Source organism: Streptomyces sp. T39, from assembly GCF_008042045.1.
Taxonomy (GTDB): Bacteria; Actinomycetota; Actinomycetes; order Streptomycetales; family Streptomycetaceae; genus Streptomyces.
This window is the reverse complement of sequence record NZ_RDBP01000056.1, coordinates 5,407-27,385: the sequence shown is the minus strand read 5'-3', so window position 1 is coordinate 27,385 and position 21,979 is coordinate 5,407. Positions and strand designations below refer to the sequence as shown.

Here is a 21,979-nt window from a genome sequence, read left to right as displayed (position 1 = left end):
GCCATGACGGTGACGAAGAACATCATCCAGCTGTAGGACGGCGCTGCGGTGTAGAAGATACCGAAGACGCAGACGGCGACCAGGGCTGCGGTGGGGAGTGCCTGCCCGGCCCACCACCCGCCAGGCGTTCCAGGCCACGGTGGCGTGCGCGGTGGCCCTCGCGGCCGGGCAGCTGGTCTCGGGCGACCGGTGGTACTGGGCCGTCGGCACCGCGTGGTGGATCTTCGTCAACACCGCGTCGCGCGGCGAGACGCTCGTCCGCGGTTTCCGCCGGGTGGTGGGCACCGTCACCGGCATCGCGGCCGGGCTGCTCGTCGCGGTCCCGGTGGCCGGGCAGGCACTCCCCACCGCAGCCCTGGTCGCCGTCTGCGTCTTCGGTATCTTCTACACCGCAGCGCCGTCCTACAGCTGGATGATGTTCTTCGTCACCGTCATGGCCGGCCTGCTCTACGGGCTCCTCGGCGTCCTGCACCCGGGGCTGCTGGTGCTGCGGCTGGAGGAGACCGCCGTCGGCGCGGCGGCCGCCGCGCTCGGCGTCGCCCTTCTGCCCGTCACCACGCACGCGGCGACCGACGCCTGGATCCGCCGGGCCGTCGAGTGCGTGCACCGCTGCACCGCCGAGGCCGCCCGCCGGCTCGGGGGCGACGAGCAGGCCGACCCCGCGCCGCTCGTCGCCGAACTGGAGACGCTGCTCGGCCGCGTGCGCCTCTCGCTCGCGCCGCTGGTGCACCCCCTGAGCCCGCTGCGCGCCCGCCGGGCCAGGGCCCGTCAGGTCATGGAGCTGCTCGACGTGTGCGCCCGCGAGATCAAGGGGCTCTCCGCCGTCGCCGCCGACCCGCAGGCCTCCCACGACGCCCGGCTGACCGCCGCCTGCCGGAGGGTCGAGACCGCGGTCCACGCGCTGGTGCCGCCGTGCTCCACCGCCCGCCGCGCCATGGACTTCGGCCCCGCCCCGCAGCACCACCCGGGAGCCGAGGCCGCCCTGCGCCACCTCCACGACCTGGAGCGGGCCCTCGTCGAGCTCGCCGCCCCCGTCCGCACCTCCCCGCGGTCGCCTCTCGTCCCCGCCGCCTGACCTTCTCCCCCGGGTAGCCTGCGGCGGGGCGCAAGCGGTGCGCCAGTGATCATTCTTGGTCTAGACCTGGCTGCTACCGTCGGGAGCGCGCGAGGGCACGGGCGTGCCGGGGCGCGGAGGGGAGAACGCTGTGGGTGACAGCAGGGCGGACCGTGCCTTCATCGGGTCGTTCACATCGGCCGGCGGCCGGGGGATAGTCGTCGCCGAGGTGGACGCGGCGACCGGCGCGCTGACCGAGGCCGGGGGGAGCGACGCCGTCGCGGACCCGTCGTACCTCGCGGCCGGAGCCGGCGGGACCGTGCTCTACGCCGTCTCGGAGACCTCGGACGGAGCCGTCGCCGCCTTCGACACCGCTGGACCGGGGCTCCGCCCGATCGGGCCGCCCGTGCCCGTCGCGGGGGACGGGCCCACGCACCTCGCCCTGGCGCAGGGCCGGCTCCTGACCGCCAACTACGGCTCCGGCAGCGTCAGCGTCCTCGGCCTGGGGCCGGACGGGGCGCCCCGGGGGACGCCGTTCCTGCTGCGGCACACCGGCGAGGGCCCCGACCGGGACCGCCAGCGGGAGCCCCACGCCCACCAGGTGCTGCCCGACCCGTCGGGACGGTGGGTGCTCGGCGTCGACCTCGGCACCGACTCGGTGCGGGTGTGCGCCCTGGACCCGGTCTCCGGCGAACTCCGGGTCCACCGGGAGACCGCGCTGCGGCCCGGGAGCGGCCCGCGCCATCTGGTCTTCCACCCGGGCGGCCGCCACGTCTGCGTCCTCGGCGAGCTGGACCCCGCCGTCACCCTGTGCCGCTGGGACGCGGCCACGGGCGAGCTGGAACCGGTGGCCGAGATCCCGCTCGTGGCGGAGGGCGCCGAAGGCCTCGCCTACCCCTCCGAGCTCGCCGTCTCGCCCGACGGCCGGCGGCTCTGGGTGGCGGTGCGGGGTCAGGACACCATCGCCGTGCTGGAACTGGACGAGGGCTTCGAGAAGGGCGAACTCGTCGCCACCGTGCCGTGCGGCGGCCACTGGCCCCGCGATCTCGTGCTCGACCCGGGGGGCCGCAGGCTCTACGTGGCGAACGAGCGCTCCGGCGACGTCACCTGGTTCGACCTCGACCCCGCCACGGGCCTCCCGCACCGCGGGGGTTCCCTCCCCGTCCCGGCCGTCTCCTGCGTCCTCTTCGCCTGACGGCGAGGGCGCCCCTGTCCGGCGCGTGAGCGGCGTCCCGGGGCGTCGCTCAGGGGCGGGGCCGGGCGTGCGCGTGCCCGCATGCGCCGGGGTTGCGGCCCCGGGGCGGGCGTGTGGATGTGCCGGCCCACACCGCACGCGGGCGTGCGGCGTCGCTCCCCGGATCGGGCCCGGGCTTCGGGGGGCGTGGCCGCGGTCCCGGGGCGGCCTGCTGCCGTGTTCTCGCGCGCCGGGCGGGCCGGGTTCACGGCCCGGAGCGCAGGCGGGCCGCGGGCCCGGCAGGTGCGGGGTTCTGCCCGGGGCGTGCGGCGTCGCTCCCCGGATCGGGCCTGGTCCGGGCCCCCGTACGCCCTGTGGCCACGTCTTTGCGCGCCGGGCGCGGGCGCCGGGCCCATGGCCCGGCGTGCGCGAGGCCGCGGACCCCCGGGCCGCGCGTTCCGGGGAGGGGGCCGGGCCCGGAGGACTCGCCGGTCGTGGCCGCGGTGCGGGCCGTGGCCGGGGGCACCGCCCGGGGGCGTGCTCTTCTGCGCCGGGCGCGGACGGGGCCGGCCCGGGGATCCCCATGCGGCGCTGACGTGTCTGCCCGCGGGGCGCCGCCCCGGGGACCTCCGTGCGTTGCTCGGAGACGGGGCCGTGCCACGGCACCCCGGAGCGGCCGGGCGCGAGCCCCGCGCGCGGGGCATGCCGCAGGCCCCGGGCATCGGCGGCCGGGATCGGCCGGCTGCCCGGGGCCTTGCGGTGGCGTGTCAGCGCTGCTGCGTGCCCTGCGGCTGGGTGATGCCCAGCGCCGTCGCGTACTGCGACAGCACGAGCTTGCCGATCGCCGGGTAGGCGCCCAGTGCCTCGGCCGTGGCGCACCCCGCGTCCTTGGCGGCCGAGTCGAGCAGGCCCTCGGGCAGCTCCGGACCGACCAGGTACGGGGCGAGCGCCAGCTGCACCGAGCCGGAGCCGCGCAGCTGCTCGGCGATCGCGGCGACGGAGCCCTCCTCGTCGAGCGCGGCGGCCATCACGGGGACGGCGAGACGCGCGGCGAGCAGCATGCCGGTGATCCCGGCGGCCTGCACGGCCTCCTCGCCGCCCACGGTCGCCAGGATGATGCCGTCGGCGGCGGTGGCCACCGTGAACAGGCGCGCACGGTCGGCGCGGGCGAGGCCCGCCTCCGACAGGCGCACGTGCACGGCCTCGGCGAGCAGCGGGTGCGGACCGAGGACGTCGGTCAGCTCCGCGACGGCGCCGCTGTCCATGACGCCCTGCCGGATCCGGCGCATCTGCGCGTTGTCCGGGCCCACCAGCAGCGGGACCACGACGGCGGCGGGGCCCTGCGGCTCGGCCACCTCGCGGCCGGCGGCGCGAGCGATCTCGTAGCGCTCGGTCCGCTGGGCCGCGACGCCCGCGACCACGGACGCGAGTGTGGGGTATTCGGCGTCGTCGCCCTCGACGTAACCGATGCCGACCTCCAGGCCGGGCAGCTCGGACCGGGCGATGCTTATGACCTCTTCGGCCAGACCGCGCATGGTGGGCGCGGGAGCGCCGGGCACGGCGAGCACGAGGGCGGGTGCGCCCTCGGGAGCGGCCACCGGTTCCGGGCGGCGGTGTCGCCCGGACTGACGGGGGCGCGGCATTCGTACTGGCAGGCCGGGTGCGGGCCCAGTGGGGGAGCTCATGGCGCCGCATGCTACTGGTTTTGCCGCCGCGGCTGTTCGGGGAGGGGTCAGTCGCGCGTCATATGCCCGTGTTGCTCCGCGGTTGTCCGCCATGAGTGGTAGGGATGCTCCGCCCCGATCCGTCGTATACGTGGAGCATCGTCGGATGCGTCGGCAGCCGCAGCGAGTCCGTGGCCAGCGCACCGGCCAGCAGCAGCGCACCGGCCAGCGGGTCGCCCGACGCGGGCGCCTGGGCCGCATGGGGAGCGAGGCGCGCCAACTCCGCCCGCAGCGGCACCAGCAGGGGGTCGCCGATCCGGAACAGACCACCCGTGAGGGACACCCGGCAGCCCTCCGGCGCCGCTGTGGCCGGGGGACAGACGGCGGCGGCCGACTCGGCGATCGCCTCCGCCGCGCGCGTCAGGATGCCGGCGGCCACCGGGTCCCGCCCCGCGCAGGCGGCGACCTCCGGGGCGAACGCGGCCAGCACGGCGGGGCGGTCCGTCCGGGGATACAGCAGCGCCGGCAGGTCATGCGGCGGCCCGAGGACGGCCGTCGACCGCTCCAGCAGCGGCAGCGACCCGCCGCGCCGTCCGTCGTGCGCGCGCAGCGCCGCCTCCAGGCCGGCCCGCCCGATCCACGCCCCCGAGCCGCAGTCGCCCAGAAGATGCCCCCAGCCGTCGGCACGCCGCCAGCCCGTGAGGTCGGTGCCCAGCGCGATCATTCCGGTCCCTGCGGCGACCACCGCTCCGGGCGACTGGCCGAGCGCGCCGGCGTACGCGGTGACGGCGTCGGCCGCCAGGCCGACGGTGCGCGCGCCCAGTGCGGACGCCAGCGCCCGGGGCAGTACGGCGCGCAGTCCGTCCCCGAGGGTGGCCATGCCCGCGGCTCCGATCACCACGGCGGACACCGTGTCCCCGCCGCCGTGGCCCGAACGCTCCAGCAGGGTGCGCGCCATCGGGAGCAGCAGTTCCCGCATGTGCCCGGCGTCGATCCCGTCCGGACCGGTCCTGACCGGCTGCCGTCCGGCCAGCGTCTCGGCGCTGCCGGGTGCGGCCGCGTCCGCGAGGGCGACCCGCAGCCCGGAGCCGCCCGAGTCGACGCCGAGGACGAGCGGACCGGTCACCACGGGCACGGCGCACCGCCGCTCTCGGACGAACGCCTGCGCGACCTCATGGACCGGCTCCGGTGGAGAAGAAGGGGACGACGGCCGGAAGCCTAGCGCCCGGTGCGCCGGTGCGGAACCGTCGTGATCTTCCGCCGCGCCCCGGGTCTTCCATGATCGGCTCGATCGACCGGGGCCCGTGTGGGCCGGTAGGGTGACGCGCTGTGGCAGCACGACCGTTGAATGAACTGGTGGAGCCCGGCTGGGCCGAGGCATTGGGTCCGGTCGCCGGACGCATCGCGGCGATGGGGGACTTCCTGCGCGCGGAGATCGCGGCGGGCCGTACGTATCTCCCGGCGGGAGCGAACGTCCTGCGTGCGTTCCAGCAGCCGTTCGACGAGGTGCGGGTCCTGATAGTCGGTCAGGATCCCTACCCCACACCGGGGATGGCGATCGGCCTGAGCTTCGCCGTGGCGCCCGAGGTGCGGCGTCTGCCGGGCAGCCTGGAGAACATCTTCCGGGAGCTCAACACGGACCTCGGTCTGCCGCGCCCCTCCAACGGCGATCTGACGCCGTGGACCCGGCAGGGCGTGCTCCTGCTCAACAGGGCGCTCACCACCGCCCCCGGCAAGCCGGCCGCGCACCGCGGCAAGGGCTGGGAGGACGTGACGGAGCAGGCGATCCGCGCCCTGGCCGCGCGGGGCAAGCCGCTGGTCTCGGTGCTGTGGGGGCGCGACGCGCGCAACCTGCGCCCGCTGCTGGGCGATCTGCCCGCGATCGAGTCGGCGCACCCCTCGCCCATGTCGGCGGACCGCGGATTCTTCGGTTCCCGTCCCTTCAGCCGGGCCAACGACCACCTGATGCGCCTCGGAGCGCAGCCGGTCGACTGGCAACTGCCCTGACGCGAGGCACCGCTGACGCCCCGTCCGGACCGCTCGCGCGCCCCGGCGGGCACGGCTTCGCCGCCCGTCCCCGGGCGGGGGACGGGCGCCGCCGGAACGTGCAGGGGCGTCCCCGTCAGCCCAGCACGGCCGCTCGCACGCACAGCACGTCCGGGAGGTGGGAGGCGAGCTGCCGCCAGGTGTCGCCGTCGTCCGCGCTCGCGTACACCTCGCCGTTGCGGTTGCCGAAGTAGATCCCGGCCGGGTCGGCGCCGTCGGTGCACATGGCGTCCCGCAGCACCGTGCCGAAGTGGTCGCCCTGCGGCAGGCCCGTGCTGAGCGCCTCCCAGCTGTCGCCGGCGTCCCGGGTGCGGAAGACGCGGCACCGCCGGCCGGCCGGGACACGGTCCGAGTCGGCGGTGATCGGGAAGACGTAGGCGGTGTCCGCGCGGTGGGGGTGGGCCACCACGGCGAAGCCGAAGTCGGAGGGGAGCCCCGCGCCGATGTCGGTCCAGGTCTCACCGGCGTCGTCGCTGCGGTAGACGCCCCAGTGGTTCTGCAGGTACAGCCGGTCGGGGTCGGCCGCGTCCTGGGCGATCTTGTGCACGCACTGGCCGAACTCCGGCTGCGGGTCCGGCAGGAAGACCGCGGAGACCCCCGTGTTGGACGGGGCCCAGCTGGCCCCGCCGTCCTGGGAGCGGAAGACGCCGGCGGTCGACACGGCCACCGTCACCGCCGCGGTGTCGCGTGCGTCGGTCACCACCGTGTGCACGGCCTCACCGCCGCCCCCGGGCACCCACTGGGAACGGGTCGGGTGCTCCCACAGCGGCCTGACCAGGTCGAAGCTCTCGCCGCGGTCCTCGGAACGGAACAGCGCGGCCGGCTCCGTGCCCGCGTAGACCACGTGCGGTTCGGCTGCGGAGGCCGGGTGCAGCTGCCACACCCGCTCCAGCGAGGCCCCGGTCTCCTTGGGGAACTTCACGGCGGGGCGGTCCGGTTCGACCCAGGTCGTGCCGAGGTCGTCGGAGTGGAAGACGGACGGCCCCCAGTGCGCGCTGTCCCCGCCCACCAGCAGCCGGGGCACGTCCCCGCGGGTGTCGATGCCGATCGAGTACACGGCCTGCGCGGCGAAGTGGGGGCCGTCGAACTCCCATGATCCGCCGCTTCTGCGGCCGATGAAGAGCCCCTTGCGTGTACCCACGGTGAGCAGTACTTCCGTCATGACCGGATCCTTCCAGGACGCCGTTGTCTCGGATACGGGCCAGTCTGCACCTGACCACGGACAACGTCCTGTGCTGCGGTGTGCGCGCCGGCCCGGCGACGGAAGGGGTGACCGGCGCCGGCGGCGGAACTCATCGGTCGCCGCCCGGCAGCCGGTCACCGGCCGTGTTTCCGGGACCGGCTGCCGGCGCCGGTCACCCGGCGTGGCTGCCAGGCGCAGCCCGGTCACCGGGCCGTACTCGGAGCCACGCCGGGCCGGGGTTGTGCTCAGACCGCGCGCGCGTACTGCGGCGGCACGCCCACCTCGCCGCCGAGGGTCCTGGCCGCCTGCCGTGCCCAGGAGGGGTTGCGGAGCAGCTCACGGCCGAGGAGCACGGCGTCCGCCTCGCCGTTGGCGAGGATCTTCTCGGCCTGCGCCGCGTCGGTGATCAGCCCGACCGCGGCCACCGGGAGACCCGTCTCCGCCCTGACGCGCGCGGCGAACGGCACCTGGTAGCCGGGGCCGGTCGGGATGCGCACCCCGGCGGCGTTGCCGCCGCTGGAGACGTCCAGCAGATCGACTCCGTGCTCCTTCAGCACCGCGGCGAGGCGGACGGTGTCGTCCACCGTCCAGCCGCCCTCGTCCAGCCAGTCGGTGGCCGAGATCCGGAAGAACAGCGGCAGTTCGGCGGGCCAGACGGCGCGCACGGCGTCCACGACCTCGAGCGCGAAGCGGGTGCGGTTCTCGAAGGAGCCGCCGTACTCGTCGGTCCGGCGGTTGCTGTGGGGGGAGAGGAACTCGCCGATCAGGTAGCCGTGCGCACCGTGCACCTCCGCGACCTGGAAGCCGGCCGCCAGGGCGCGGCGTGCGGCGTCGGCGAACTGCCCGACGACCGCCCCGATCTCCTCGCGGGTGAGCTCGTCGGGGACGGGGTGCCCCTCGGCGAAGGGGACCGGGCTCGGGCCGACGGGCTGCCATCCGTCCGCGTCGGGGCCCACCGGCGTGCCGCCCTTCCAGGGGCGGTCGGTGGATGCCTTGCGTCCGGCGTGGGCGAGCTGGATGCCGGCCACGGTGCCCTGGCTCCTGAGGAAGCCGGTGATGCGGCGCAGGGCGTCGGCCTGGGCGTCGTTCCAGATGCCCAGGTCGGCGGGGCTGATCCGGCCCTCCGGGGCGACGGCGGTCGCCTCCAGGAGGACGAGTCCGGTGCCGCCGGTGGCGCGGGCGGCGTAGTGGGCGAAGTGCCAGTCGCCCGCCACTCCGGCGCCGGGGCCGGACGTCTCGGCGCTGTACTGGCACATCGGGGCCATCCAGACGCGGTTCGGGATGGTCAGGGACCGCAGGGTGAAGGGCTCGAACAACGCGCTCACGGCGGGCTCCGTTCGGGTTCGTCCGGTTCTGGGCACGGGATCCGGGCGCGGCGACGCGTGCCCGGCGGGCGGCGGCCCGCCCGGGGCGGACCGGCCGAGTCGTACGATACGCATCGTAGTACGGTGGATGTCAAACTACGAGGACGTTCGTACAATGGAGCCGGGTCGCCGGACCCGGACGACCGGAAGAGCGGAGCCGCCGACGTGACCACCGTGACCAGCGCCCGAGTGCTCGATCACCCCGCGCGGGACGAGATCCGGCTGGAAGGTGTGCTGCACGCCCTCGCCGACCCGATGCGCATGAAGGTGGTGCGGGAGCTGGCGGCGGTGCCCCACGAGCTCTCCTGCTCCGACTTCGACCTGCCGGTCACCAAGTCCACCACCACCCACCACTTCCGGGTGCTCCGCGAGAGCGGCGTGATCCGGCAGGTGTACCGCGGCACGGCCAAGATGAACGGGCTGCGCCGCGACGAGCTGGAAGCCCTCTTCCCCGGCCTGCTGGACGTGGTGCTCACCGCCGCCGGCAGCGAGGCGGACCGCCTGGGCGGCGTCTGAGCACCGGGCCGGGGCCCTCGCATACGAACGCCCGCCTCCCCTCCGGGGAAGGCGGGCTCGCTGTGGCCGGGCGCCGCCCGGCCGTCCTCACATGTCGCGCATCCGGCCGATCTCGCTGGTCTGCTGGGCGATCACGTCGTTGGCCATCTCCTCGACGAGGACGTTGTTGCCCTCGGTGAGCACCTCCGAGGCCATGGTGACCGCGCCCTGGTGGTGCGTGATCATGAGCTTCAGGAACAGCTCGTCGAACGCGGCACCCTTCGCGTTCCGCAGCTGGGTCAGCTGGGCGGCCGTGGCCATCCCGGGCATCGAGCCGTGGTCGTGGCCGTGCCCGCCGGAGCCGGCCTTCGCGCCCTGGGTCTCCTGCCAGCCCTTCATCGCGTTCACCTCCGGCTTCTGCGCGGCCGCGATGCGTTCGGCGAGCTTCTTCACCGAGTCCGAGCCGGCCCGCTCGGGGGCCAGTGACGTCATCTCCAGCGCCTGCTGGTGATGGACGATCATCATCTCGACGTAGCCGTGGTCCGCGGAGTTGGGGCTGTCGTCGGGCAGTTCCTTCGCGGCCTCCTCGGCCGACAGGGTCCTGGCCGGCTCACCGGGCCTGCCGGGGGCCACCACTGACGGTCCGTCGCCCTTCGCCGCCGCCTGCGGGTCCGGCCCGGAGTCGCACGCCGTGAGGACCAGGCCGGCACAGACGGCCGCGGCCATCGCGAACCGCGTGCGGGCGCGTCGGATCCTGCGGGGCTTGAACACGGCGACCTCCTGAGCCACTTGTGGTGTGCGAGGAGCGTACTTGCTCGGAGGTAAGGAGTGTCGAGCAAAAAAATTCATTACGGCTGCGTTTCCATCTGTTGAGATGTGCATGCAAGGACACATACTGCCGGGGGTCAACGAACCGTTCGACAACGAACGGGACAAGGGAGGATGCAGTGACCCTGTTGCACACCACCCGTGCACGGCGCAGACAGTTGGGCGTGGCAGCGGCCGCGGCCGGACTGCTGGCCACGCTCCTGACGGCGGGGCCGGCGGCGGCCATCCCCGACCCGGGCGATCCGCCCGCCGAGGGCAAGGTCGCGTCGAGCGTCGCGGCCGAGACCCGGCTGGCGATCGAGAGCGGTGACATTCCGGGCGTGGACGAGGTCGTCCACAGCGACAACATCGAGCACATCACCAATCTCCCCAAGGACGCCCTCAAGGGGACCAACTCGGACCTGGCGTTCCAGGGCCGCTACGCCTTCGCCGGCAACTACGACGGCTTCACGATCTACGACATCCGCAACCCGCGGTCGCCGAAGACCGTGGCGCAGGTCCTGTGCCCCGGCTCGCAGAACGACATCAGCGTCTCGGGCGACCTGCTCTTCCTGTCCACCGACTCCTCGCGCAGCGACGACTCCTGCAACAGCACGTCGCAGCCCGCCAGCGAGAAGTCGTCGTGGGAGGGCATGAAGATCTTCGACATCAGCGACGTCCGCAACCCCAAGTACGTCGCCGCCGTCGAGACCGCGTGCGGTTCCCACACCCACACGCTCGTGCCCGAGCGCAGGAACGTTTATGTGTACGTCTCCTCGTACTCGCCCAACGCCGCCTTCCCCGACTGCCAGCCGCCGCACGACGGGATCTCCGTCATCAAGGTGCCGCGCAAGGCCCCGCAGAAGGCCGCCGTGGTGAACTTCCCGGTGCTGTTCCCGGGCGAGGGCCCCGACGGGGGCGGCAACCCGGGCGCGCCCACCAACCCGGGCGTCTCCAAGACCACGGGCTGCCACGACATCACCGTGCTCCCGTCGAAGGACCTGGCCGCCGGCGCCTGCATGGGTGACGGCATCCTCTTCGACATCGAGGACCCGGAGCACCCGAAGGTCATCGACCGCGTCCAGGACAACGTCAACTTCGCGTTCTGGCACTCGGCCACCTTCAACCAGAGGGCCGACAAGGTCGTCTTCACCGACGAGCTCGGCGGCGGCGGCGGTGCCACCTGCAACGCGGAGGTGGGCCCGAACCGCGGTGCCGACGGCATCTACGACATCAAGGGCAAGGGCGACAAGCGCAAGCTGGTCTTCCGCAGCTACTACAAGATCGACCGCCACCAGGCGGCCACCGAGAACTGCGTCGCCCACAACGGCTCGCTGATCCCGGTCAAGGGCCGCGACATCATGGTCCAGGCCTGGTACCAGGGCGGCGTCTCGGTGTGGGACTTCACCGACTCGGCACGGCCGAAGGAGATCGGCTACTTCGAGCGCGGCCCGCTCAGCGCCACCACCAATGTCACGGGAGGCTCGTGGTCCGCGTACTACTACAACGGCTACATCTACTCGAACGACATGGCCAAGGGCTTCGACGTCCTGAAGATCGACGACCGGCGCACCGACCCGGGTGAGCGGGTGCGGATGGACGAGCTGAACGTCCAGACGCAGCCCGACTACTTCGACAGGTCACACGGCTGGGGCCACTGGGACGACTGACCCGGTACGGCCTCAGGGGCCCCGCCGGGCGCATGCGCCCCCGGCGGGGCTCCGAGCTCCCAGTCCAGCCCGTACCGCTGGAACAGCTCCGCGCGCAGCCGCGCGCGGGGCATCGGCGCGCCCGGCAGCAGCACCGCGAACACCGCCCCCATGAGCAGGGCCCGCAGCAGCGGGTACTCGGTGTCCACGTCGACCGCCCCGTACCGCTCGACGGTGTCGCGCAGCAGGGCCGCGAGCCGCTGCTGCTCCGGGCACTGCACGAAGCCGTCGGCCTGGAGGATGCCCGCCATGTGCGTGCGCATCAGCACCGGATGGTCGGCCGCGAGGCCCAGGACGGCGTCGATCGCCCGGGCCAGCCGTTCCCGTCCGTCGTCCGTGCACGGCTCGCGCTCCAGCGCCTCGGCGAGCGTGCGGTGCATCAGCCGGTGGACGGCCGACTGCAGAAGATGTCGCTTGCCCGGGAAGTAGTACGAGATCAGACCCCGTGCGGAGCCCGCCCGGTCGGCGATGTCGCCGAGGGTCGTCGCCTCGTATCCGCGCTCGTCGACCAGCTCCACGGTCGCCTGGAGCAGCCGTTCACGAGATCGCCTCCGAAGCTCTTCATTGACCTCTGCGCTCCGCGGGGACATGCTGGACTCCTGCGTTGACTGGCTTGGAGCCAATATACTCAGCGCGTCCCGTCGACCTGCCGCAGGGCCGGTCGGCGGGGACTGCCACCCGGACCGGGCGACGCGGGGGATCGCCCGGTCCGGGCGGCACTCACCGAGAGCTTCCCCTCCCAGTGTGCGCCGTCGCCCCCGGGGTCCCGCGACGGCCGCGTCAGCCGCCGGTCCCCGTGGGCGCCACGGCCCGCCCGTCCGCCGCCTCCTTCGTCCGCCGGGCCAGCAGGCGGCGCTCGTACGAGGCCGCCGCCACCGCCACGACCGCCGCCCCCAGGAGCCAGCCGCCCAGCACGTCGGTCGGCCAGTGCACGCCCAGATACACACGGGTGAAGCCCACCCCCGCCACGCTGACCACCGCGAGCGCCACCGCCCACACCCGGCCGCGCCCTCCCACGCACGCGCGGTGCAGCAGCCACAGGACGAGCCCGCAGGTCAGCGCCGCCGTCATGGCGTGTCCCGACGGGAAGGCCGCGTAGTGGGCCGTGTCGACGGGGTCGGGCCACTGGGGACGCTCGCGGCCGACCAGTGCCTTGAGCGACTGCTGGAGGGCGGCCCCCAGAGCACTGGCACCGGCCACCCACACGGCGAGCAGCCGGTCGCCGCGCCGCCAGAGCCAGACGGTGACGGCCGCGGCCAGCAGCCTCATCGTCCAGGGGTCCCACACCCAGTCCGTCATGATCCGGTTCGCCCGGGTGGCCACCGGCTCGCTCACCGCCGAGCGGTGCAGGGCCTCGGTGACCGAGCGGTCGAACGCGAGCAGCGGCTCCCACGCGGTGGTGACCAGCACGGTGAGCAGCCCGGCAGCGGCCAGCAGGACCGAGCCGGTGAGCGCGGCCGCACCCGTCCGCCCGCTTCCGCCGCCGTCCATGACGGAATCGGGAGCCCTGGGTGGGCAGGGGGAGCCGGGGTGCCCGGGTGATGCATGGGGATCGGGGGAGGACATGTCCTGATCCTTGCCCGTCGCCCGGAAGTCACTCCATCGACGCGCGCCGGTCATCCGCCCCGGCGCCGGGCGGCGGGACGCGCCGGGCGTCGCGGGGCGCCGGGCCGTGGCGAGCCCGTCAGCGCAGCGCGTGCAGCGCCGGCACGAAGGCGACGAACAGCGGGACGACGGGCACCAGCGCGGCCGCCGCGGTGACCCTCAGCCGACGGCCCGCGGTGAACCGGGGCACCGGGCTCAGCAGCCGGTTCACCCGCTGGGGCACCTGCCCCCCGGGAGGGGGGCACGGGCCGAAGGCGCCGTTCTCCTCGTTGAGTCCGACGAGCGCGAGGGCGATGGTCAGCCGGCCGAAGCGGCGGGAGGCCACGTCGTCGGCGGCGAGCTCGACCAGCCGGTGCATCTCGTCCCGGAAGGCGGCGAACACCGGGATCTGCGGGAATCCGCCCGCCAGCGCCGAGGAGCAGTGCAGCAGCCAGTCGTGGCGGGCGTCGGCGTGCCCCTGCTCGWGGGCGAGCACGGCGTCCAGCTGGCGGCCCTTGAGCCGGCGCAGCGCGGCCGTGGTGACGACCAGCTGCGGGGCCGCTCCGGGCAGCCACCAGGCGTCGGGACGCTCGCCCTCGAGCACGACGAGGGGCGCGTCGCCGGGCTCCTCGCCGGGCAGCAGCGGGGAGCGCACCAGCAGCTCCCGCCGCCGTGCCCGGCGGCGGGCGCCGGACCGCAGGATCTCGCGGGTGAGCATGGCGCCCGTCCACAGGCCCCCGCAGGCCAGGACGACGGCGAGCGCGGCCGACCAGGGACCGGTCGCCCCGAGCGCGTACGCCTCGACGACACCGTGCGGCGCGGGGGCGAACACATGGCCCCGCACCAGCTGCCACGCGGCGGCGGCGCTGAAGACCATCGACAGGGCGAACGAGAGCAGCACGGCCGCCACCACGCACTGCCAGACCCAGAGGGCGACCACGGGCTCGCGCTCCGCCCAGTCGCCGCGCATCATCAGCCGCGGAGCGGCGACGGCGGCCACGGCGCCGAGCAGCAGCAGCGCGAGCGAGACCATCATGGACTCCAGCCTAGAAGTGCGGGCTACCCATGGGTACGGGCTTGCGGCGCAAGTGACGCACACCACTCCGCCGCCCCGGTCTCACAGCGGGAGCAGCATCGCCAGCATCGCCAGGGACATGGAAAGCCGGCAGGCGACGGCCACTTCCGGCCCGCCGCCCCATCCGGCCGCCGCGGGGACCACCGCCGCGGCCTCCGCGCCGGTCGCGCGCACGGGCACCAGACGGGTCCCGGCGTACAGGGCGTAGCCGGCGAAGTAGAGGAGCAGGGCGGCCGTCAGCAGGGGTGGCCCCGCCGGGGCGCCGGACAGGTGCGCGGTGTGTCCGGCGGCGGACGGGCCGCTCATGGCGGCGGCCATGTACACCATCGCCAGACAGCTCACCAGATGATGCAGGGGGTGGTGGTGGCCGCCGCCGCGCAGTGTCCACAGCGCACGTGCCCCGGCCGCGCCGAACACGGCCGCGTACACCGCCCAGTGCCACGACGGCAGGGTGAGCACCGCGGCCGGCACCGCCATCGCGGCCATGCCGAAACCCATCAGCGCCTCGCCCCCGGCCGCCTCGCGCGCCGCGCCGCGGCATCTGCGCATCCGGAGGAGGCAGTACGCGCCCGTCGCCAGGCACGACATCATCAGCAGCCAGCCGGGCACCGTCGGATGGTGCACGCGTCTCCCCCTTCGACCGTGTACCGGACGGGCGTCCGGCGCCCACCAGGGAAGCGATGCCCGCCCGGTGACCGCGTACGCGAGCGCACAGGCGTACGGGGGGAGCGCGAGCGGGCGCGCACCGCCCGGGGCGGCCGACGGCCCCTGCCGGCACGGGCGTTACGCTCGTCCGCAGACCACCGTGCCGCCGGCACCCAGCAGGAACGGAGCCGTCCATGGACACCGCCACCTCCCCGGTACACGGCGAGATCACCTATCGCGACGCCGTGCCGGCCGACGTCCCCGCACTCGTCGCGCTCATCGAGTCGGCGTACCGGGGGGAGTCGAGCCGGGCCGGCTGGACGACCGAGGCGGACATCCTCGACGGGCGGCGCACCGACGCCGAGGGCGTGAGCGAGGTCATCACCACGCCCGGCAGCCGTCTGCTGGTCGCGGAGCGCGACGGGGTGCTCGTCGCCTGCTGCCAGCTGGAGCACCGGGGCGACGCCGCGTACTTCGGCATGTTCGCCGTCCGGCCGGGACTCCAGGGCGAGGGGCTCGGCCGCACCGTGATGGCCGAGGCGGAGCGCCTCGCGGCCCGAAGCTGGGGCGTGCGCGAGATGCACATGACGGTGATCACCGTCCGGGAGGAGCTGATCGCCTGGTACGAGCGCCGGGGCTACCGCCGTACGGGCACGCTCAGCCCGTTCCCGTACGGCGACGAGCGGTTCGGGATCCCGCAGCGCGACGACCTCGCCTTCGAGCTGCTGGTGAAGGAACTCGACCGCCCGCACGGCTGACCGCACGGCCGGGCGCCCCGTTCTCCTCCGCCGGCCGCGCGCCGCCGTCCGCGGGTCGGGCGGCGGTGTCCGGGGGCCCCGCGGCCACCGCGCCGCCGTCCGCCGGTCAGGCGGTGAAGCGGCCGGTCCGGCGGATCTCGGGGAAGTCGGTCGTGGCGCCGTCGAGCTCCAGGGCGCGCGCCAGCCGCAGCTGCTCCTGGGTGTTCACCACCCAGCCGATGACCCGCAGGCCCTCGCCGTGCGCGTGCTCGACGGTCTCCAGCGTCAGCCGGCGGATGTTCAGCGCCAGCGCCGCCGCGCCCACGGCCTTCGCCCGGTCGACCACGTCCGCTCCCCAGCGGCTCGCGATCAGCACGGTGCGCACTCCGGGGACCAGGGCCGCGATCTCCGCGATCGCGTCGTCGTGGAAGGAGGACACCTCCACCCGCGGCACGAGGTCGCGCCGCCGCATCACCTCCGCCAGCGCGTGGGCGGCGGCCACGTCCTTGATCTCCGCCTGCAGCGGGGCGTCCACGGCGTCCAGCACCTCGTCCAGGACGGGTACGCGCTCGCCCGCGCCGGCGTCGAGCTGACGCAGCTCGGCGAGCGTCTTGTCGGCCACCGCGCCGTTCCCGTCGGTGGTGCGGTCCACCTCGGCGTCGTGCATGACGGCCAGCGCGCCGTCCTTGGTCAGGTGCAGATCGAGCTCGATGGCGTCCATGCCGCACTGCTCGGCCCGGACGAAGGAGCGCAGGGTGTTCTCCGGCTCGACGCCCATGACCCCGCGGTGACCGATGGTGAGGAAAGTCAAGGTCTTCTCGCTTCCGTCGACGGCGGCTCCCGCGCGATGGACCCGCCCGACCGCGCGGCTCGGACGCAGCCTAACGGCCGGTCCCCGGGACGGAACCGTTCCCGCGCGGGGTGTCCGGAAGGTGTTCCTCCGCCCGCGCAGGGCAGGTGCGGCACGAGTGTCGGGAGCGGCCTGCGGTGCGCCGCGGACGCCATCCGCCCCGGCGGCCGAAGCGGGTGACTTTCCCCTGAAGCGCCCGCGCAAACCGTGAGATGCCGCAAATACTTCTGTCTCATGGGGGGTCCGGCAGGATAATTTCCCTGGTTCCCCTTGTCCAGGAGAACACCCCATGGATACGGTGTCTTGACGCGAGGTTCTCCCGTGAAGGAAGTGACATGACGGAAATTCTTGTGCAGGACGTGACTGCCGGGGGTACGACCGGCACCGGCCGGGTGGTCGACCACCCGAGCTGGCCGGTGCTCAAGAACGCCGTCGAGGAGATCCGCCCCTGGCAGTCCGCCGACGGCTCGATCGACTTCGACGCCGAGGGCGCGCCCACCAGGGCGACCGCCGAGCAGGCCGTGGCCCGCGTGGCCGCCGCGGTCGAGGACCTCTCCCCGCTCCTGCCGCACGACGCGGCCTACCACCGCGCGCTCGTCGCGGACCTGCGCGCCTGGGCCGCCGGCGGCTTCGCCGTGCCCGACTTCCTCGACTCGCTGCTCGCCTTCCACCCGGCCGCCGGCCGCGCGGACGGCCTCCAGCACCTCGTCGTCTTCCCGATGTACACGCAGAACGGCAACCCGGACCGCAACTTCGAGGCCGTGGTGCTGCGGATGGTCTGGCCCGAGTGGCTCGCGGAGCTGGAGCGCACCCGCTACGACAACCCGCTCTTCTGCGGCATCACCTTCGAGGACTTCACCGCGGGCTACGACACCAACTCCGCCGTCCTCTTCCCGGAGACCATCGCCGTGCGCGAGGCCCCCGAGCGCTTCACCTGGGGCGGCATCTTCTGCGACCGCGAGGCCGCACGATTCCGCGCCGTCACCGAGGAGTCCGTCCGGATACTCGGCCTGGAGCTGCCGGACGACATACGCGAGATGATCGGCGACCAGAAGCGCTGCGAGCAGGCGTTCGTGCTGTGGGACATGGTCCACGACCGCACGCACAGCCACGGCGACCTGCCCTTCGACCCGTTCATGATCAAGCAGCGCCAGCCGTTCTGGATGTACGGCCTGGAGGAGCTGCGCTGCGACCTCACCGCCTTCAAGGAGGCCGTGAAGCTGGAGGCCGAGGGCAACCGGCACGGCCGCGACGTCCAGTACGCCGTGCTCTTCGACCGGATGTTCCGCTTCCCGGTGACCGGCGACCGCGTACGCAACTACGACGGACTCGGCGGCCAGCTGCTCTTCGCCTACCTGCACAAGCACGACGTCGTCCGCTGGACCGACAACACGCTCAAGATCGACTGGGACCGGGCCCCGCAGGTCACCAACCAGCTGTGCGCCGAGATCGAGACGCTCTACCGCGACGGCATCGACCGCCCCAAGCTCGTCCACTGGTTCGCCGCGTACGAGCTGGTCTCCACCTACCTCGCCCCGCACCCCGGCTCCCGCTGGGCCAAGGGCCCCGACGCCCTGGACCTGTCGCTGCCGCCGCGCAAGCTGGTGGACGACGTGCTCCCCGACGAGTTTCCGCTCAGCATGTTCTATGAGGCGCTTGCCAAGAAGCTGAAGACCGTGATCGCCTCGACCAGGGGCATCACCGCCGCTTCGGCTCCCGGGGGTGCCGGTGCCACCGGTACCGGCACCGGGCAGGCCGCCGGAGCTGCCGCGTGAGCTCGACGACCCAGGAGGCGACCATGAACAGCGACACGAGCGGGGCACTCGAAGGTGCGGTCGTCGCGGTGGCCGGCGCGGCCGGGCCCGCCGGCCGGGCCGCGCTGCTGAGGCTGGCCGAGGCCGGCGCGACCGTCGTCGCCTCCGACGCCGACGCCGAGCGGCTCGCCGAGGCCGTGGACGCGGCCCGCTACGCCCACGGCGGCGCGACCGTCACCGGCGACACGGTGGACCTGCTCGACCTGAACGCCACCCGCGAGTGGGCGGCCAAGACCGAGAAAGAGTTCGGCAGGATCGACGGCGTCGTCCACCTCGTCGGCGGCTGGCGCGGAAGCTCCGGCTTCACCGCGACCGACCCGGCCGACTGGGCCCTGCTCGAGAAGCTGCTGATCCGCACCGTCCAGAACACCTCGCTCGCCTTCCACGACGCCCTGCTGCGCAGCGACCGCGGACGCTACGTGCTGATCAGCGCGGCGGGCGCGAGCAAGCCCACGGCGGGCAACGCCGCCTACTCCGCCGCGAAGGCCGCCGCCGAGGCGTGGACGCTCGCGCTGGCCGACTCCTTCCGCAAGGCGGGGGGCGAGAGCGGCCCGTCGGCATCGGCTGCCATCCTTGTGGTCAAGGCACTGGTGCACGACGCGATGCGCGCCGAGCGCCCGAATGCGAAGTTCGCGGGCTTCACGGACGTGACGGAGCTGGCGGACGCCATCGCCGGCGTCTGGGACCGGCCCGCCCAGGAAGTGAATGGACAGCGTCTGTGGCTGACCCCCGCACCGTGACGACCGACGCCCGGCGTCATCACGACCCGACCGTGCGCGGCTTCGCCAGCGACAACTACGCGGGAGCCCACCCCGAGATCCTCGCCGCGCTCGCCCTCGCCAACGGCGGCCACCAGGTCGCCTACGGGGAGGACGAGTACACGGACCACCTCCAGCGGATCATGCACAGCCACTTCGGCTCGGGTGCCGAGGCGTTCCCGGTCTTCAACGGCACCGGGGCCAACGTGACCGCGCTGCAGGCCCTCACCGACCGCTGGGGCGCGGTGATCTGCGCGGAGTCCGCGCACATCAACGTCGACGAGGGCGGCGCCCCGGAGCGGATGGGCGGCCTGAAGCTGCTCACCGTGCCGACACCGGACGGCAAGCTCACCCCCGAGCTGATCGACCGGCAGGCGTACGGCTGGGACGACGAGCACCGCGCGATGCCCCAGGTCGTCTCGATCACCCAGAACACCGAGCTCGGCACCGTCTACACGGTGGACGAGATCCGGGCGATCGTCGCCCACGCCCACGGCCACGGCATGAAGGTGCACCTCGACGGCGCCCGGATAGCCAACGCGGCCGCCTCGCTGGACGTGCCGATGCGCGCCTTCACCAACGCGGCCGGCGTCGACGTGATCTCCTTCGGCGGCACCAAGAACGGCATGCTCTTCGGCGAGGCGGTCGTGGTGCTCAACCCGGACGCCGTCAGCCACATGAAGCATCTGCGCAAGCTGTCGATGCAGCTCGCGTCCAAGATGCGCTTCGTCTCCGTGCAGTTCGAGGCGCTGCTCGCCAAGGACCTCTGGCTGCGCAACGCCCGCCACTCCAACGCGATGGCGCAGCGCCTCGCCGAGGGCGTGCGCGGGGTCGACGGGGTGGAGATCCTCCACCCCGTGCAGGCCAACGCCGTCTTCGCGCGCCTGCCGCACGACGTGACCCGGCGGCTGCAGGAGCGCTTCCGCTTCTACTTCTGGGACGAGGCCGCCGGCGACGTCCGGTGGATGTGCTCCTTCGACACCGCCGAGGACGACGTCGACGCCTTCGTCCAGGCGCTCAAGGAGGAGATGGCGCGCTGACGCCCTCCGGGCGCCGAGCGGCGAGGCGCCACGACAAAGTGCATAAGAATGCGGCCGACCGGAATTCGATTGACGCCCGGTCGGCCGCGTTCGTACGCTCGGGCGCCATGGAACTGATCCAGGCAACCCCCGCGCTCTCCGCCTATACAGCGGAGAGTGAAGCCGTCGACCACGGCCACCCGCTGGTGCGGAGCACCGCGGCCGGGCTGCGTGCCGAATCCGGCGATGCATACGCATACGCCGAGGCTGCCTACGTACACATCCGCGACCGCATCGCGCACTCCGCCGACATCGGCGAGCAGCGGGTCACCTGGCGGGCCTCCGACGTCCTGGAGCAGGGGCACGGCATCTGCCACGCCAAGTCCCACGCCCTGGCCGCGCTGCTGCGCGCCGAGGGCATCCCCACCGCGCTCTGCTACCAGCGCCTCACCGAGGACGACGGCTCGGCGCCCCTGGTCCACGGCCTCGTCGCGGTCCGGCTGCCGGGCCGGGCGCGCTGGGACCGTCAGGACGCGCGGGGCAACATCCCGGGGATCGACGCCCGGTTCTCCCTCGACGCGGAGCAACTGGCCTGGCGCGTGCGGGAGGAGCTCGGCGAGGCGGACTGCCCGGTGCTCTTCGACGCACCGCACCCCGAGGTGCTCGCGGCGCTCCGGGCCGCCCCGGACCGGCAGACCCTCTGGCGCACCCTGCCCACGGACTTCTGACCCGGCGGCCGCGTGCCCGGCAGGCGCCCCGGCCCTCCCGGACCAGGGCGACGGCCCGCGCCGGGGGAGGACCGGCGCCAACCGCGAGCGCCAAGGCGCGGGTCAGCGGCTCCCGCGGACCCGGCCGCGCGTGGTGGGGCGCGGGCCGGTCGTCCCGCGACCCGGGCCGCGCACGGCGAAGGGGGTCAGCGGTTCTCGCGGACCTCGGCCGGAGTCGGCGCCGTACCCCCGAGGTGGGCGGGCACCCACCAGGTGTCGTCGGCGTCCCGGGGGCGCACCGGGTAGGCGCGCTGCGCCGCTTCGAGCAGCTCCTGCACCCGCTCGCGCAGCCGCCGGGTGATCGCACCCGCGTACTGGTCGGTGGGGGCCTCGAGCGGCTCGCCGACCCGTATCGTCACCGGGATGTGGGAGCGCTTGAAGTTGCGCGGCCGGCCCTTCGTCCACACGCGCTGCGTACCCCACAGGGCCATCGGGATCAGCGGCACCCCGGCCTCCTGCGCGAGGCGGGCGGCACCGGACTTGAACGACTTCAGCGTGAACGACTGCGAGATGGTCGCCTCCGGGAAGACGCCCACGATCTCGCCCGAGCGCAGCGACTCCAGCGCGTGCTTGTAGGCGTCCTCGCCCTGCTTCCGGTCCACCGGGATGTGCTTCATGCCGCGCATCAGGGGGCCGGAGACCTTGTGGCGGAAGACCGAGTCCTTCGCCATGAAGCGGACCAGGCGCTTCTGCGGCAGTGCGGCGAGCCCGGTGAAGATGAAGTCGAGGTAGCTGATGTGGTTGCTGACGAGGACCGCGCCACCCGAGCGGGGGATGTTCTCGGAGCCCTGGGTGTCGATCTTCAGGTCCAGCGCCTTGAACATCGTGAGTGCGGCGCCGATGACCGGCCGATAGACGAGCTCTGCCATCTGGGGAGGACCCTTTCGTCGTGCCCGGGGAGGGTTCTCCCGGTGAAAGTTACGCAGCCGTAGGTTTTCGGCATCGGGGCGATCGTGCCCCATGTGTGGCGTGCTGACCAGCCCTGGCGCGGTCCGTGGGCGAGATTCTCGTCACGTTCCGCCGTCGGGGCGTCACCGGCGGCGGACACCGGCGCGCACCCCCCGCCGCCCGGCGGGAATCCACCGGTCCCGCGGAGCGCTGGACACGGGGACAACGTACGACGAAGACGAAGGAGTTCCGCAGGTGCGCGACACGGCAGCGGAGGGGGCGCTCGGCGCCGGTGACCTGGGCGCGGAACTCGGCGCCCGCGCGACCCTCGTCCAGTTCTCCACCG

General features: G+C 73.9%; 20 protein-coding genes and 1 pseudogene. 10 read left to right on the top strand and 11 right to left on the bottom strand.

The genetic code is table 11. The features are described from left to right. Positions 1-19: 19 nt before the first annotated feature. Both EAO77_RS33650 and EAO77_RS33645 read left to right on the top strand, forming a co-directional pair. Positions 20-1,075: pseudogene (locus tag EAO77_RS33650) on the top strand (FUSC family protein); the annotation flags it as partial. Positions 1,076-1,205: 130 nt separating this feature from the next. Continuing rightward, entirely contained in the window at positions 1,206-2,249 is a 1,044-nt protein-coding gene (locus EAO77_RS33645; protein ID WP_147992123.1) for a lactonase family protein, read from the top strand. A 746-nt stretch (positions 2,250-2,995) separates the two neighbouring features. Here EAO77_RS33645 and EAO77_RS33640 read toward each other — a convergent pair. Both EAO77_RS33640 and EAO77_RS33635 read right to left on the bottom strand, forming a co-directional pair. Beyond that, the gene (locus EAO77_RS33640; protein WP_147992122.1) at positions 2,996-3,913 is read right to left on the bottom strand and encodes a sirohydrochlorin chelatase; all 918 of its coding nucleotides are present in this window, start codon (positions 3,911-3,913) and stop codon (positions 2,996-2,998) included. A 58-nt stretch (positions 3,914-3,971) separates the two neighbouring features. Further along, positions 3,972-5,021, bottom strand: a complete 1,050-nt coding sequence (locus EAO77_RS33635; protein WP_410088749.1) for an N-acetylglucosamine kinase — start codon at positions 5,019-5,021, stop codon at positions 3,972-3,974. Between the two features lie 200 nt (positions 5,022-5,221). On the opposite strand from EAO77_RS33635, the gene EAO77_RS33630 reads away from it, so the two are divergent. Continuing rightward, positions 5,222-5,899 (top strand): uracil-DNA glycosylase, encoded by a 678-nt coding sequence (locus tag EAO77_RS33630; protein WP_147992120.1) that lies wholly within the window; start codon positions 5,222-5,224, stop codon positions 5,897-5,899. Positions 5,900-6,014: 115 nt separating this feature from the next. Here the strand turns inward: EAO77_RS33630 and EAO77_RS33625 are convergent, their stop codons facing one another. Together EAO77_RS33625 and EAO77_RS33620 are read right to left on the bottom strand one after the other, a co-directional pair. Then, the gene (locus EAO77_RS33625) at positions 6,015-7,100 is read right to left on the bottom strand and encodes a WD40/YVTN/BNR-like repeat-containing protein (RefSeq protein WP_147992119.1); all 1,086 of its coding nucleotides are present in this window, start codon (positions 7,098-7,100) and stop codon (positions 6,015-6,017) included. A gap of 266 nt (positions 7,101-7,366) precedes the next feature. Then, the gene (locus EAO77_RS33620) at positions 7,367-8,446 is read right to left on the bottom strand and encodes an NADH:flavin oxidoreductase/NADH oxidase (protein ID WP_147992118.1); all 1,080 of its coding nucleotides are present in this window, start codon (positions 8,444-8,446) and stop codon (positions 7,367-7,369) included. Positions 8,447-8,650: 204 nt separating this feature from the next. Here EAO77_RS33620 and EAO77_RS33615 point away from each other — a divergent pair, with 204 nt between their 5' ends. Next, positions 8,651-9,001 (top strand): ArsR/SmtB family transcription factor, encoded by a 351-nt coding sequence (locus EAO77_RS33615; RefSeq protein ID WP_147992117.1) that lies wholly within the window; start codon positions 8,651-8,653, stop codon positions 8,999-9,001. A gap of 87 nt (positions 9,002-9,088) precedes the next feature. Here the strand turns inward: EAO77_RS33615 and EAO77_RS33610 are convergent, their stop codons facing one another. After that, complete coding sequence (locus EAO77_RS33610) at positions 9,089-9,769, bottom strand: DUF305 domain-containing protein (RefSeq protein ID WP_410088748.1); 681 nt, start codon at positions 9,767-9,769, stop codon at positions 9,089-9,091. 158 nt (positions 9,770-9,927) lie between these two features. On the opposite strand from EAO77_RS33610, the gene EAO77_RS33605 reads away from it, so the two are divergent. Continuing rightward, a complete protein-coding gene (locus EAO77_RS33605) occupies positions 9,928-11,457 on the top strand; it encodes an LVIVD repeat-containing protein (protein ID WP_147992116.1) in 1,530 nt (509 codons plus the stop codon). Here the strand turns inward: EAO77_RS33605 and EAO77_RS33600 are convergent. The 4 genes from EAO77_RS33600 to EAO77_RS33585 all read right to left on the bottom strand — a co-directional run bounded on the left by EAO77_RS33600 (position 11,415) and on the right by EAO77_RS33585 (position 14,779). Further along, positions 11,415-12,086, bottom strand: a complete 672-nt coding sequence (locus tag EAO77_RS33600) for a TetR/AcrR family transcriptional regulator (protein ID WP_147992115.1) — start codon at positions 12,084-12,086, stop codon at positions 11,415-11,417. The genes EAO77_RS33605 and EAO77_RS33600 overlap by 43 nt on opposite strands. Positions 12,087-12,276: 190 nt before the next feature. Beyond that, positions 12,277-12,987: a phosphatase PAP2 family protein gene (locus tag EAO77_RS33595; protein WP_147992114.1), complete on the bottom strand. Its 711-nt coding sequence runs from the start codon at positions 12,985-12,987 to the stop codon at positions 12,277-12,279. Between the two features lie 193 nt (positions 12,988-13,180). Then, the gene (locus tag EAO77_RS33590; RefSeq protein ID WP_147992113.1) at positions 13,181-14,116 is read right to left on the bottom strand and encodes a M56 family metallopeptidase; all 936 of its coding nucleotides are present in this window, start codon (positions 14,114-14,116) and stop codon (positions 13,181-13,183) included. An 81-nt stretch (positions 14,117-14,197) separates the two neighbouring features. Then, positions 14,198-14,779 carry a DUF5134 domain-containing protein gene (locus EAO77_RS33585; protein WP_261994265.1) on the bottom strand — a complete coding sequence of 194 codons (582 nt, stop codon included), beginning with the start codon at positions 14,777-14,779 and terminating at the stop codon, positions 14,198-14,200. A 215-nt stretch (positions 14,780-14,994) separates the two neighbouring features. Here EAO77_RS33585 and EAO77_RS33580 point away from each other — a divergent pair, with 215 nt between their 5' ends. After that, positions 14,995-15,558 carry a GNAT family N-acetyltransferase gene (locus EAO77_RS33580; protein ID WP_147992112.1) on the top strand — a complete coding sequence of 188 codons (564 nt, stop codon included), beginning with the start codon at positions 14,995-14,997 and terminating at the stop codon, positions 15,556-15,558. Positions 15,559-15,664: 106 nt separating this feature from the next. Here the strand turns inward: EAO77_RS33580 and EAO77_RS33575 are convergent, their stop codons facing one another. After that, positions 15,665-16,315 carry a glycerophosphodiester phosphodiesterase gene (locus tag EAO77_RS33575; protein WP_147992124.1) on the bottom strand — a complete coding sequence of 217 codons (651 nt, stop codon included), beginning with the start codon at positions 16,313-16,315 and terminating at the stop codon, positions 15,665-15,667. A gap of 407 nt (positions 16,316-16,722) precedes the next feature. On the opposite strand from EAO77_RS33575, the gene EAO77_RS33570 reads away from it, so the two are divergent. The 4 genes from EAO77_RS33570 (at position 16,723) to EAO77_RS33555 (ending at position 20,706) form a co-directional block, all read left to right on the top strand. Beyond that, positions 16,723-18,162, top strand: a complete 1,440-nt coding sequence (locus tag EAO77_RS33570; protein WP_147992111.1) for a DUF6421 family protein — start codon at positions 16,723-16,725, stop codon at positions 18,160-18,162. 23 nt (positions 18,163-18,185) lie between these two features. Continuing rightward, positions 18,186-18,941 carry an SDR family oxidoreductase gene (locus EAO77_RS33565; protein ID WP_147992110.1) on the top strand — a complete coding sequence of 252 codons (756 nt, stop codon included), beginning with the start codon at positions 18,186-18,188 and terminating at the stop codon, positions 18,939-18,941. Then, complete coding sequence (locus EAO77_RS33560) at positions 18,938-19,999, top strand: threonine aldolase family protein (RefSeq protein WP_187283533.1); 1,062 nt, start codon at positions 18,938-18,940, stop codon at positions 19,997-19,999. Before EAO77_RS33565 ends, EAO77_RS33560 begins: the two co-directional genes overlap by 4 nt. 107 nt (positions 20,000-20,106) lie before the next feature. Further along, entirely contained in the window at positions 20,107-20,706 is a 600-nt protein-coding gene (locus EAO77_RS33555; protein ID WP_147992108.1) for a transglutaminase-like domain-containing protein, read from the top strand. Between the two features lie 185 nt (positions 20,707-20,891). On the opposite strand, the gene EAO77_RS33550 is transcribed toward EAO77_RS33555, so the two are convergent. Next, the gene (locus EAO77_RS33550) at positions 20,892-21,614 is read right to left on the bottom strand and encodes a lysophospholipid acyltransferase family protein (protein ID WP_147992107.1); all 723 of its coding nucleotides are present in this window, start codon (positions 21,612-21,614) and stop codon (positions 20,892-20,894) included. Positions 21,615-21,979: the final 365 nt, after the last annotated feature.

What these genes read in the sequence shown, in the direction of transcription:
- EAO77_RS33640 (WP_147992122.1), bottom strand. Translation starts at nt 3,913, where the DNA reads ATGAGCTCCCCCACTGGGCCCGCACCCGGCCTGCCAGTACGAATGCCG.
- EAO77_RS33625 (WP_147992119.1), bottom strand. Translation starts at nt 7,100, where the DNA reads ATGACGGAAGTACTGCTCACCGTGGGTACACGCAAGGGGCTCTTCATC.
- EAO77_RS33600 (WP_147992115.1), bottom strand. Translation starts at nt 12,086, where the DNA reads ATGTCCCCGCGGAGCGCAGAGGTCAATGAAGAGCTTCGGAGGCGATCT.
- EAO77_RS33595 (WP_147992114.1), bottom strand. Translation starts at nt 12,987, where the DNA reads ATGGACGGCGGCGGAAGCGGGCGGACGGGTGCGGCCGCGCTCACCGGC.
- EAO77_RS33580 (WP_147992112.1), top strand. Translation starts at nt 14,995, where the DNA reads ATGGACACCGCCACCTCCCCGGTACACGGCGAGATCACCTATCGCGAC.
- EAO77_RS33575 (WP_147992124.1), bottom strand. Translation starts at nt 16,315, where the DNA reads ATGGGCGTCGAGCCGGAGAACACCCTGCGCTCCTTCGTCCGGGCCGAG.
- EAO77_RS33570 (WP_147992111.1), top strand. Translation starts at nt 16,723, where the DNA reads ATGACGGAAATTCTTGTGCAGGACGTGACTGCCGGGGGTACGACCGGC.
- EAO77_RS33565 (WP_147992110.1), top strand. Translation starts at nt 18,186, where the DNA reads ATGAACAGCGACACGAGCGGGGCACTCGAAGGTGCGGTCGTCGCGGTG.
- EAO77_RS33555 (WP_147992108.1), top strand. Translation starts at nt 20,107, where the DNA reads ATGGAACTGATCCAGGCAACCCCCGCGCTCTCCGCCTATACAGCGGAG.
- EAO77_RS33550 (WP_147992107.1), bottom strand. Translation starts at nt 21,614, where the DNA reads ATGGCAGAGCTCGTCTATCGGCCGGTCATCGGCGCCGCACTCACGATG.